Below are 13268 nucleotides of genomic sequence, written 5' to 3'. Positions count from 1 at the left end.
TCGGCGACATTATTCTGTTCAATACATCAGTGCAATTGTAAAAATAAATCCATGTTTAAGCCTTACATTGAATGTAAGAAAGTTAAATCAAATTTTAATGATAAAAATAGCGCCAACACATTTCCAATGAAATCAAAATCAATAACAGCCCCATCACGATATTAAAAAGACGTGCTCGATTTCCTGTATTTAAAAAGCTTGCTAACTTTTCACCAGCAATCCCCCACAGTAATAAAGATAGATAACAGACGACAAAATAAATCACTACAAAAACCAATAAAACAGCATGGATGTGCCCCGTTGAAAATAGCCCTGTACCCGCCACTGCGGCAATCCATGCTTTGGGATTAAGCCATTGCATCAACGCACCCTGTATAAAGGTCGGTATTTTTACTTCATCTTGGGATTGACTTGAGATAACTGCCCCTTTTGCACGTAAAATATTGAGTCCAATCCACAGCAATAAAACTGTACCTAAAATCGTGATCACATCAAGAAGTACAGGATAGATCACAATCATTTGATACAAACCAAAACAGACTGATGCCAATAACAAGGTAAAACCAATGGTCGCCCCTGAAATAAATGCAAAAGTTGCTTTTACACCATAATTCATACTGCTAGTTAAAATGGTCAAATTCACAGGTCCTGGTGAAATCGACATAGACAGCGAAAAAATAAACATTGAAACAATAAGACTGAGCATTTTTTAAATTCGTTATTTGATCTTATCTACATATTGATATTTGAATATATTTCAAGCAAAAAACCCAAATTTTTAACTGAATTTGGTACTTTTTATAAAATTTCGGACTTAAAAGGCCATTCTATAAGTTTTCGTCATCAAAATACGCTAAAATACGCGATTGCTTTTTTAATGTCTTTGGAAATATTCATGAATTCGAAACCACGTCTTTCTACATATTGGGTTACCTGTGCAGATGGACTAGAAACCTTACTGCAAGAAGAAATTCAAGGTTTAGGGATTCAAGATATTGAAAAATTTCCTGGACGTTTGATCTTTAAAGGCAAACTCGAAGATGCATACCGTGTTTGTATGTGGTCACGTTTGGCTTCTCGTGTACTAACACCGATTCATGTTCATGAACTTGAATTTACCCATGATGCACGTGACGTTGCAGAAGAACTTTATGAAGGTGCGATCAATTTTGATTGGTCACTTATTTTTGCACCACAAAGTACTTTCGCAATTCGTCTTCACGTAGAACGTGATATTAAAGTCAATACACAGTTTGCGACTTTACGTGTCAAAGATGGTGTGGTTGATTCCTTCATGGAAGCTGTAGGTAAACGTCCAAGTATCGACATTAAACAGCCTGAAATTACCCTATATGTGCTTGCTGGAAAAACTGAACACACCTATTGTTTAGATTTATCTGGGGATTCTTTACATAAGCGTGGCTATCGTCGTTTTATGACAGATGCCCCAATAAAAGAAAACCTAGCCGCCGCTATCCTACAAAAAGCACAGCTTAAACAACGCAATCCAGAAATTATTCTTGACCCAATGTGTGGTTCAGGAACCTTTATTATTGAATCATTGATGATCCTGACTGATCGTGCACCTGGTTTAGTGCGCCGTTTCGGCTTTAATGGCTGGAATGGACATGATCATGAGTTATGGATGTCGATTAAAGCTGAAGCAGCTGAACGTCATAAAGTTGCCTTAGAACAACCTTTACCTAAATTCTATGCTTATGATGCAGATTGGGAAGCAGTAAAAGCAACCAAACAAAATATTATTGCTGCTGGATTTGAGCAACAACTGGATCAAATCCAAATTGAAGAGCGTACTTTAGCAGATTGGCCTGATTTCCAAGCTGAAGGCAAAACTTCATTTATTGTCACCAACCCACCCTATGGTGAGCGTTTAGGGGAAAAAGCATCTAACCGAGCTTTATATCTGGGTCTGTCAGCACTTCTACAAAAGAATTTCCCCAATCAACATGCTGCAGTTATCGCAGCGGCTGTTGAACAAGCTGATGTATTGGCATTTAATAATCCACAAATCTTACGTTTAATGAATGGTAAATTGCCAATTTATATCCGTTTTGGTGATATCAAGCCAGCAGCTGTGGTTAAACCTTTCCTTGCAGATTGGCAACCTCAACAATTTGAAAAAATTGAAGGTGCGGAAGACTTTACCAATCGCTTGCAAAAAAATATGCAAGCTTTGAAAAAATGGGCTGTAAAAGAAGATATTTATTGTTTACGTCTCTATGATGCAGATTTACCAGACTTTAATGTCGCTGTAGATTTGTATGGTGATCGTTTACATGTTCAAGAATACGCACCACCAAAAACCATTGACCCTGAAAAAGCCAAAAAACGTTTTAACCTCGCTTTGGCTTCAATCCGTGCCGTAACAGGTTTAGGTCGTGATGCGATCTTTATCAAAACCCGTGCCCGTCAAGAAGGTAAAACCCAGTACGCAAAACAAAGTACTGCATCTAAACGTTTTATTGTGCAAGAAGGTAAAGCCAAAATTTTAATCAACTTGACTGATTATTTGGATACTGGATTATTCCTAGATCACCGTCAAATGCGTCTACGTATTGCAGCTGAAGCTAAAGGAAAACATTTCCTGAACCTGTATAGTTATACCTCTACAGCAAGTCTACACGCTGCTTTAGGGGGTGCTGCAAGTACGACAAGTGTTGACTTATCCAATACTTATCTAAATTGGTCTAAAGAAAACTTTGTCTTGAATGGCTTAACGGTTGATCACCCAGATGAACAGCATCAATTCTTCTCAAGTGATTGTTTTGAATGGTTAAAAGAAGGTCATGAACAATATGACATGATTTTTATTGACCCACCAACCTTCTCAAACTCAAAGAAATTCTACGGTACTTTTGACGTGCAACGTGACCATATTTCTTTACTTAAACGTGCAATGAATCGTCTAACTACAGAGGGCACGTTGTATTTCTCAAATAACTACCGTGGTTTTGAGATGGATGAAGAAATCGATGCAATGTTTGATGTACAAGAGATCACCAATGAAACGATTGGCTTAGATTTCAAACGTAATCAAAAAATCCATAGAGCATGGAAAATTAAACACTTCCCAGTTTAATCATACTAGACCTCGGGCTTATTTATAAGCCACGGGGTCAATTTCATGTCCTATATAAAGTGTAACGCGATCTTGGGTTGTAATTCGCACATAATGGCGTTGATATGGATTATAACCAACCTCAATTATTCTATATTTTTCAAGTGGCTTTAAATATTTATCCCCAGGTTGATTTGGATCTGGGTCTTTTTTCTGCCACTCGAAATCAGTTAATACGGTAGAATAAATTTCATCTTTTTTAGCATCGTCTGACCTTTCCTGAGCAACTTGTTTATGCAAATTATTTTGCTCTTCTACAGGTTGTTGTGCATTATCCTTGACAGCTTTAATAATAATGGGTGACAGTTTAACCACACCTACAGATTGCTCCGCAAGATCTTGATCATCTAATTTATCTGCCAATGCCTCTATCGAACTAAATGCCATCAAGAGAAAACCGAGTATTTTTAAATAATCAGATTTGTCCTTATCTTTGATCATCATGATCAACTTTTCCTTTCTTATTATTCCTCATTGAAAAACTATCAATTTTTGACCGTTTTTTCAATAAATTCATGAAAAACCCGATAATAGGTAAAACCTAAATAAACATGCATAAATATCTGATGATTAAAATAATATGATGAAGAGCCAAGGCTATGCCGATTGCTGGTTTGGGATGGTTTATAAATCTATGCATCCCTATAGCTCTGGATGCTTGATTGGGGGAATTAAACAGGCTTTAAACCTTTGCATTAATTCTGCGATATATAATGTTTTCGATATAATGCAGAAATTATTAATCTGTCATTCTGCTGCTCAATCGACCTCATTTACCTTTCACAAGTACTATCCATCAAGATTACTTCCCCCTTGCACCAATGCTTACACATATGTAGAACGCTAAAAGTCTTCAAACTTGCAATGCCATACCTTATATTCAAAATAACACGCAAAAATATAAATGCTTATCCAATAAAAAAGCCAACCACCTTACGGTAGTTGGCTTCGGTTATACTGCTAGATAAATTAACTTAATTTTAATTTACCAAAATCAAGTTGACCATTTTCAGCACTGATTAAGATGGTATCACCTGCTGTAAATTGACCAGCAAGGATTTGCTGAGCCAATGGATTTTCAACCTGTTGTTGAATTGCACGTTTAAGTGGACGCGCACCATATACAGGATCAAAACCAGCATCAATCAGAATATCAAAGGCCTGATCATCGACTTTCAATCCAATGTCTCGTTCAGATAAACGTGAACGTAAACGATCCAATTGAATATCCGCAATGCCACGAATTTGTGATTTTTTCAACGAGTGGAACACCACCAACTCATCGATACGGTTAATAAACTCTGGACGGAAATGTTGTGATACAGCATTCATCACCGTTAAACGAACATCTTCATCACTCGCACCTTCACCGAGTTCACGTACATCACTTGAACCTAAGTTCGATGTCATCACAATCACGGTATTTTTAAAGTCAATCAAACGACCTTGTGAGTCAGTTAATCGACCATCATCCAACACTTGTAATAAGATGTTGAATACATCTGGATGGGCTTTTTCAACTTCATCAAATAACACCACACTATACGGTTTGCGACGTACTGCTTCAGTTAAAACACCACCTTCTTCATAACCCACATAACCTGGAGGCGCACCCACCAAGCGGCTCACCGAATGCTTTTCCATAAACTCTGACATATCGATACGGATAATTGCATCATCACTGTCAAATAAGAAGTTACCTAAAGCCTTGGTTAACTCAGTTTTACCCACCCCTGTTGGTCCAAGGAATAAGAACGAACCACTTGGACGATTTGGATCAGATAAGCCCGCACGTGAACGACGAACTGCATTTGAGACAGCAACCACAGCTTCATCCTGTCCCACCACACGGTTGTGTAAGAAATCTTCCATATGAAGCAATTTCTCACGCTCACCTTGTAGCATTTTTGACACAGGAATACCGGTTGCAGCACTGACCACTTCTGCAATTTCATTTTCAGTCACTTTGGTACGAATCAGTTTTGGTTCTTCATTGACTTCCGCAACCTCTTCTTCATTCAAACGTTTTTGCAACTCTGGAATCACGCCATATTGCAAACGACTTGCTTCTGCCAAATCACCTTCACGTTGCGCTTTTTCAAATGCAGTACGTGCTTTATCAAGTTCGATTTGTGCCTGATTTGTGCCATCGACTAGACGCTTTTCAGCAATCCAAATTTCTTCCAAATCACTATATTCTTTTTCAACATCTGCAATTTGTTTTTCCAAATGCTCAACTTCAGCTTTACTGACCGAATCTGCATCTTTTTTCACCGCTTCCAATTGCATTTTCAACTGAATTAAACGGCGGTCTAAACGGTCAAGTGGCTCAGGTTTTGAGTCAATTTCCATTTTGATACGTGATGCTGCTTCATCAATCAAATCAATCGCCTTATCTGGCAATTGACGGTCTGTAATATAGCGATGTGACATTTTCGCAGCAGCTATAATGGCAGAGTCGAGAATTTGCACACCATGATGCGTTGCATATTTGTCTTTTAGACCACGTAAAATTGCAATGGTGTCTTCAACACTTGGTTCATCCACCAGAACTTTTTGGAAACGACGTTCCAAAGCTGCATCTTTTTCAATAAATTGACGATACTCATCCAGAGTTGTTGCACCCACACAACGTAACTCACCACGTGCCAATGCAGGTTTTAACATATTACCTGCATCCATCGCACCATCACCTTTACCCGCACCGACAAGCGTATGCAGCTCATCAATAAACAGGATGATTTCACCATCAAATTTAGCCAGATCTTTGAGTACTGCTTTTAAACGTTCTTCAAACTCACCACGGTATTTTGCACCAGCCAGCAACGAGCCTAAGTCTAACGATAAAACACGTTTACCTTTTAAGCCTTCAGGCACCTCACCATTGATAATACGCTGTGCCAGACCTTCAACAATCGCTGTTTTACCTACACCTGGTTCACCAATCAATACCGGATTATTTTTAGTCCGACGTGACAGTACTTGAATGGTACGACGAATTTCTTCATCACGACCAATCACAGGATCGAGTTTGCCTTCCGCAGCACGTGCCGTTAAATCTACAGTATATTTATTAAGTGAATCTCGCTGATCTTCATGGTTATTTGCCATAACTTGTTCGCCACCTCGAATATTTTCAATTGCTTTGCGTAGTTTGTCGGTTGTTACACCTACAATGGTTAACAATGTTTTGGTTGCACCTGTTTCAGCAAGTGCCAAGATCACCCAATCAGTAGATAAAAATTCATCTCCTGCTTTTTGAGCAAAACTATCTGCCAAATTAAGCGCACGTACAGCTTCTGGATTTAAATTGATATCTCCAGTCGGTGTTCCAATTTTTGGTGCATCAGTTAAAGCTTTTTGCAGTTTTGTTTTTAACTCAGGTAGATTGGCGCCTGACTGTTGCAACAGACTTAGATTGGATGGTTCTTCCAATAAAACGGAAAGAATATGAATACCCTCAATTGCGGTATTATCATTACCCATTGCCTGAGATTGTGCATCAGATAAGGCTTGCTGCAGGCGGTTCGTAAATTTTTCAAATCGCATTCTTGTTATTCCTCACAACAAATTTTGTACTTGAATAATAAATGGGAACGTTTTTTTCGATTTCAATAGCAATAATGAATTAATTTATATATTTTTCAAAAACTTACTAAAATACTTGGAATAGATTTCAGTATTAATATCTGTGCTGAAACGTTATTTTTCAAGTAAGCTGATGGAAAAATATAGAGGATTAGTTTTTTAAGCGTTTGTATTTTCAACGATATGCTTTAGAGTAAGGAGTATTGAGAGATTTTAGTATAAGAACAATGTTGACTTTCGGTAAATCATTATCAGTGTTAATTGCAGTATCTGCACTGTATGCCTGTGGCTACAAATCGCCAAATAGTGAAGAATTTCCGCACAAACATATCCAGCAATTAACACCGAATATATCAGGCATAGAATTAAAATGGTTTAAAACGTCTGATGATATAAATAGAAAAGCCATCAATGAAAACTTTATCATCTACAGTTGCCCTGAAAGTGATGTGAAACAAAAACCTGTAAAGAACTTTAAAATATGTACTTACGATTTAAATCATGATCAACAGATTCAGCCTCATTTCATTACTGCACAAACAAATCAATTTATCGATCAAATGTTCGCGCTAAATCATAATCACTTTCTCATCACTATTAAAACCTTTCAATCTGGTCTGAATGATCCAATGCAAGCCTATTTGTTCAATGCACAGACACAAAACTTAACGGCCATGACTTCATTTTCTTATACTGCATTTTCTCAGACAATTTTAGAGAAAATGGTACAGGAAAAGACATATCAAAAGAAAGTTGTAGAATATGGCACTACGGTTTATTTTGATCCTCAATATATTTCTGCCAAAGAAGCCGCAGAAGCTCAAGAAGAACTTAAGCAACAACAGCAATCTGTAATCGAAAATTTCAAAGATATTTTTAGAGACAGGCCTGAAGAGCCAAAGCGTGATTTTTCACCAGATGATTATCGTGTTCAACCTGCCGAACCTTTTAATTTAAAGCTCATTCAACAGTTAAAGCTTTATCTACAAGAATACCAAGCAGAATGCTATTTAATGGTTGATCCCGAAACACAGCTCTTAAAAACACCACAAAGTTATATCTATAGTCATGATTTTTCTCAATTTCTGCCACAGTTAAAAAATGAAATAGGGCTGTCTGAATGCAAAAAACCAGCGGAATCATCACCTGTAAATGCCAAATATCTAAAATATCAAAGTATTGATGATGTTAAGGGCTCAGGAAATCATTATGTATTTTGGTTTACGCCCATTGGTTATGATGTATTCGAAATCAAACAGCATGGGCAAAATAAACAATTTAAGCTGCCCATTGACTCTGCTTGGATATATCAAAGTAGAAATAAACTGATCATCTCCACTGATCAGACTTACTACATCATTCCACTTTATTAATGAAGTGTTTTAACCTCATAAAAACTCTAACCCACTTTATTCATTAAGTTTTCTATAGATTTACACTTCTGACTTTGTTGCAGAACTTTGAGAAACCGCACTATTCGCTGCGACACTTTGAGTAATCCATACATTCCCACCGATCACAGCGCCTTGACCAATGGTAATACGCCCAAGAATGGTTGCACCTGCATAGATCACCACATTGTCTTCAACGATTGGGTGACGTGCATATTCTTTCTGTAAGCGCCCAGAATCATCAATTTCAAAACGTTTAGCGCCAAGCGTTACGGCTTGGTAAATCCGCACATTTTTACCAATAATACAGGTTTCACCAATCACCACACCTGTACCATGATCAATAAAGAAACCTTGATCGACTTGTGCACCCGGATGTATATCAATACCAGTTTTTGAATGTGCAATCTCAGCAATTAAACGTGCCAACAGTGACAAGTCTTTTTTATAAAACTCATGTGCAATTCGGTGGTAAATAATTGCCAAAATACCCGGATAACACAATAAAACCTCATCGACACTTCGCGCAGCTGGATCACCATCGTAGGCCGCAATAACATCTGTATCTAAAATACGGCGTAGATCTGGTAATTTTTGTGCAAATTCACTGACGATACTTTGTGCCAATACCTCAATCACATCGGCATTTTCGTTGTGCTTTTTATATTTATAATCATAGGTTAGATTAAGTTTGACTTGCTCCAATAATGAATGCAGAGTTTTCTCAAGTGCATGTGCAATATAAAAATTTTCGCTTTGTTGGCGTAGGTCAGGTGGTCCAAGTCGCATTGGAAACAAAATGCCACACAGATCATTCATAATTTTCTTAATTTCATCTTTTGAAGGTAATTCCCTACCGCCAAAGTCTTTTAAGCTTTTACGTTGAGTACGCCATTCATTTCGAGCTTGTTGTAGCTCATCCACAATATTGGGGATATTCCATTGGGTCATATATTTACCTACTGAAACGACTTTCACAATCCATGCGCTTAACATGAAATTTTATTATTCACTTTGAATGAACAGGGTCTGTTGGCAATTCGTTTATGTTTGCGACGACGAGTGTTTTTTAGGCGATCCGAGGCACGAAATACGAAATTTAGTCATCTAAATGGGTAGTTCGTAACGAAGTAGCGGCAAAAAACACTCTAGTCTCTCAACTACGCTTTAGACTGCAAACAAAGCAGTGCTTTGTTCTTACTCTCGGTTATCGTTAAAATTATCTCAGCCTACATTATAAAACGCAGAAATAAGCTGGCTATTCTCCTTATCCCATGCGTTACGACATATACGCTTCATGCTCATTTTAACCTACAACACAAACTATAATATGAAATGCTAGCAGACCCTTGATACTATTTTATTAGCAATCTTGTAGATAAACATTCTTCGTATAAAGATATCTTTAAAAATCATTTAAACCTTATTTCAAAATAAGAATAAGCAATTCAATTTTTATTAATTTATAGAATATAGAAAATCATTATAGTTGTTATCAATACATCTGATACATCAAGACTTAGATGTAATTCTAAGTTTGAAGAAAGGCAACTGAAATGACGAGTTTAAATCAACAACACTTTACCGAATTAACAACGGCTCAAATTGAAAACATCTTTGAACAAGCAAAACAACGTGTAGAAGATCATTATTTAGAATTTACAGGGACGATTTTACCTCATGAAGCATGGGCTTTGTTTAAAGCGGGTCATGTGGTGATTGTCGACGTACGTACCAACGAAGAACGTAAGTTTGTGGGCTATGTAGAAGATACCATTCATATTCCTTGGGCAACAGGAACTGCTCTAAACCGCAATCCACGCTTTGCCAAAGAACTTGAAACTAAAATTGGAAAAGACAAGATTATTCTACTGCTTTGTCGTAGTGGCAAACGTTCCGCAGCCGCTGCAAATGTGGCTTTTAATGCGGGTTTTGAAAATATTTACAATATTGAACAAGGCTTTGAAGGTGACCTTGATGAAAATGATCATCGTGGTTCTTTCAATGGATGGCGTTTCCACAACTTACCTTGGCGTCAGGAATAAAGCTTTTGCTTTATTCCCCTTATGCATTTTTATAAGCAGTTGAGAATGATTAAAGACGCTCTTAATTAGAATCAAATTAATGCAATAAATACCCGTCACAATTAAACACCAATAGCAAAATTCTTACTTTATTGGAGATGATAAAAAACAGCATTTTTAAATCAAATGAGTAATCAATAATTAATTTCAAATACCACCAAGGATTAAAACATGGCTAAGAACCAAGAAGTCACACGCCAAGCGCTAAATGATCAAGCAGCCCGTCAACTTGCCAATGCGACAAAAACAGTACCTCAACTCTCAACTATTACACCTCGTTGGCTGACACATTTATTGCAATGGACCCCTGTTGAAGCAGGTATTTATCGGGTCAACAAAGTCAGCAATACCGATGACATTCAGGTGGCTTGTACACAACGTGATGAAGCAACACTTCCACAAACTTTTGTCGACTATGAAGTTAATCCACGTGAATATTTTTTAAATGGTGTTTCCACTGTACTGGATATTCATACCCGTGTTTCTGACTTATATAGTAGTCCACACGATCAAATCAAAGAACAGTTACGTTTAACCATTGAAACCATTAAAGAACGTCAAGAAAGTGAATTGATCAATAATCCTGAATACGGCTTATTGGCTAGTGTTGCAGATGAGCAACGTATTTCCACTTTGACGGGTGCACCCACACCAGATGATTTTGATGATTTACTGCGTAAAGTTTGGAAAGAACCAGGCTTCTTCTTAGCACATCCCGATGCGATTGCCGCTTTTGGACGTGAATGTACCCGTCGTGGTGTTCCACCACCAACTGTAAGCCTATTTGGTTCACAGTTCATCACTTGGCGCGGTATTCCACTGATTCCTTCAAATAAAATTCCAGTTGAAGACGGCAAAACCAAAATCATCTTGTTACGCGTTGGTGAAAAGCGTCAAGGTGTTGTTGGCTTATTCCAACCAGGTCTTGCTGGTGAACAGGCACCTGGCCTATCTGTACGCTTTATGGGCATCAATCGTAATGCAATCGCCTCTTACTTAATCTCCTTATATTGTTCTCTTGCTGTGTTGACAGATGATGCACTCGCTGTGCTCGAAGATGTGGAGGTAGACAAGTACCATGACTATCCAACAACTTACAAGTAATCAACCTACTCCAGATATTTCTTCTGATCATATTGCTGATGCACCCATCAGTGAATCTGTCATTGCACAATTGGCTGCTGAATTTTTTTTGGCTTTACCCAAGCAAAACCCACAAGGTTTTAACTTTGATATACCCGATCAACGATCTCAAGGTATTAGTCACCAACCACAGCCTAAAGACCCGATTACTGCATTGTCTGGGCGCATACCTGCCATTGTGCAACAGGCAAATTTAAACCCGGATTCTACACATCACTATGTAGAACCGACCGCCGACCATCCCGAGCGTAGAATTCTATCTTCTTCGCCCATTGTTGGTGGTGCAAATACTCCTGATCCATTTGCTGTCGGACAAAAGCTAGATTTGTCTTTGAATCCTACACAAATCACACAACAGACTGCACCATCAAACCTAACAACCACTGCGCCACATCAAGCTCAATCGAGTTATTACTTTTTGGATCTGCCTCACCCTGAAGTTACCAGCGCCCAAACAGTCAATACCAATGCGGCTCAAACTGATGTGCTTAAAAATCCATATGCTTTTGATGATTATCATGTGACTGATGACCAGCAATTAAAAAGTGTATTACAAGATCGTAACGACAAACCTGCAACCGCAGCGTCTGGTTATTATTTTCTTCAATCACCTTCCATTGAAGCTGTTCGTCCGCATTCAGATGTGCAAATACCAGCGAATGCTCAGAACTATCAACCCATTGATATTTTGCAAATCCGTCGGGATTTTCCCATCCTACAAGAGCGTGTAAATGGTAAGCAATTGGTTTGGTTGGATAATGCAGCCACCACCCATAAACCTCAGGCGGTCATCGATCGAATTTCATATTTCTATCAACATGAAAATTCGAATATTCACCGTGCAGCACATGAACTTGCAGCACGTGCCAGTGATGCTTATGAGCATGCACGTGATGTTGTTGCTCGCTTTATTGGGGCCGCTTCAGCAAAAAATATCGTCTTTGTTCGAGGTACAACAGAAGGCATCAACTTAATCGCAAAATCGTGGGGTAAACAGAATATTCAAGCGGGAGACGAAATTATTGTGTCCCATCTTGAGCATCATGCCAATATTGTGCCTTGGTACCAACTCAGTAAAGAAACTGGTGCAAAACTCCGTGTAATTCCTGTAGATGATACTGGTCAGATTCAGATTGAGGAATTTGTAAAATTGCTCAATCCTAGAACCAAACTGGTTTCGATTACACAGGTTTCTAATGCCTTGGGTACTGTAACGCCTACTCAAGAAATTATTGCATTGGCGCATGCAGCAGGTGTTCGAGTTTTGATTGATGGTGCTCAGTCTGTTTCGCACATGCCCACCAATGTTACTGCCTTAGATGCCGATTTCTTTGTGTTTTCTGGGCATAAAGTTTTTGGCCCAACGGGTATTGGCGCTGTTTATGCCAAGTCTGAATTACTTGATAGCATGCCTGTATGGGAAGGCGGCGGAAATATGATTCAGGATGTGACGTTTGAGAATGTGGTCTATCAACCTGCACCAAATAAATTTGAAGCAGGTACGGGGAATATTGCAGATGCTGTTGGCTTAGGTGCTGCTTTAGAATACGTAGAAAGTATTGGAATCCATAACATTGCACGTTATGAACATGACTTGCTTGAATATGGTCAACATGCACTACAAAGCGTTTCTGGACTACGCCTGATTGGTACTGCATTAAATAAAGCCAGTGTGATGTCTTTTACACTGGCAGGCTATGAAACGGAAGAGGTCGGGAAAGTACTCAATCAATATGGTATCGCCGTGCGTACTGGGCATCATTGTGCCCAACCGATCTTGCGCCGTTTCGGTGTTGAACGTACGGTACGCCCTTCTCTTGCGTTTTATAATACCACTGAGGAAATTGATTTATTGGTTTCAGTATTGCATCAACTGCGCCGTGCTAAACCTTATAAATCCTAATTTTAAACTTTAGCTTTTAA

9 protein-coding genes are annotated in these 13268 nt (G+C 38.4%); 5 read left to right on the top strand and 4 right to left on the bottom strand.

Annotation, left to right across the window (positions count from 1 at the left end; genetic code table 11):
- Positions 1-94 precede the first annotated feature (94 nt).
- The gene (locus FY049_RS09965) at positions 95-706 is read right to left on the bottom strand and encodes a LysE family translocator (RefSeq protein ID WP_234623893.1); all 612 of its coding nucleotides are present in this window, start codon (positions 704-706) and stop codon (positions 95-97) included.
- Positions 707-895: 189 nt separating this feature from the next.
- Between FY049_RS09965 and rlmKL the strand changes: the two genes are divergently transcribed.
- Entirely contained in the window at positions 896-3100 is a 2205-nt protein-coding gene (gene rlmKL, locus FY049_RS09960; RefSeq protein ID WP_004721106.1) for a bifunctional 23S rRNA (guanine(2069)-N(7))-methyltransferase RlmK/23S rRNA (guanine(2445)-N(2))-methyltransferase RlmL, read from the top strand.
- Between the two features lie 18 nt (positions 3101-3118).
- On the opposite strand, the gene FY049_RS09955 is transcribed toward rlmKL, so the two are convergent.
- Positions 3119-3583: a hypothetical protein gene (locus FY049_RS09955; RefSeq protein WP_446083656.1), complete on the bottom strand. Its 465-nt coding sequence runs from the start codon at positions 3581-3583 to the stop codon at positions 3119-3121.
- Positions 3584-4108: 525 nt separating this feature from the next.
- Positions 4109-6688: an ATP-dependent chaperone ClpB gene (gene clpB / locus FY049_RS09950; RefSeq protein ID WP_446083655.1), complete on the bottom strand. Its 2580-nt coding sequence runs from the start codon at positions 6686-6688 to the stop codon at positions 4109-4111.
- Between the two features lie 266 nt (positions 6689-6954).
- Between clpB and FY049_RS09945 the strand changes: the two genes are divergently transcribed.
- A complete protein-coding gene (locus FY049_RS09945) occupies positions 6955-8100 on the top strand; it encodes a hypothetical protein (RefSeq protein ID WP_446083654.1) in 1146 nt (381 codons plus the stop codon).
- 60 nt (positions 8101-8160) lie between these two features.
- On the opposite strand, the gene epsC is transcribed toward FY049_RS09945, so the two are convergent.
- Complete coding sequence (gene epsC / locus FY049_RS09940) at positions 8161-9069, bottom strand: serine O-acetyltransferase EpsC (protein WP_004820985.1); 909 nt, start codon at positions 9067-9069, stop codon at positions 8161-8163.
- Positions 9070-9674: 605 nt separating this feature from the next.
- On the opposite strand from epsC, the gene FY049_RS09935 reads away from it, so the two are divergent.
- The 3 genes from FY049_RS09935 (at position 9675) to FY049_RS09925 (ending at position 13248) form a co-directional block, all read left to right on the top strand.
- Positions 9675-10163, top strand: coding sequence for a rhodanese-like domain-containing protein (locus FY049_RS09935; RefSeq protein ID WP_004721117.1), 489 nt, complete (start codon positions 9675-9677; stop codon positions 10161-10163).
- Between the two features lie 210 nt (positions 10164-10373).
- On the top strand, positions 10374-11306 hold the full coding sequence (locus tag FY049_RS09930) for a family 2A encapsulin nanocompartment shell protein (protein WP_004721119.1): 933 nt from the start codon (positions 10374-10376) through the stop codon (positions 11304-11306).
- On the top strand, positions 11281-13248 hold the full coding sequence (locus tag FY049_RS09925; protein ID WP_446083653.1) for a family 2A encapsulin nanocompartment cargo protein cysteine desulfurase: 1968 nt from the start codon (positions 11281-11283) through the stop codon (positions 13246-13248). Before FY049_RS09930 ends, FY049_RS09925 begins: the two co-directional genes overlap by 26 nt.
- The last annotated feature ends 20 nt before the right edge of the window (positions 13249-13268 follow it).

The organism is Acinetobacter sp. 1125_18A, assembly GCF_052824985.1.
Note: the sequence above shows the minus strand (reverse complement) of the source record. Positions and strands in the feature narration are given on the sequence as shown.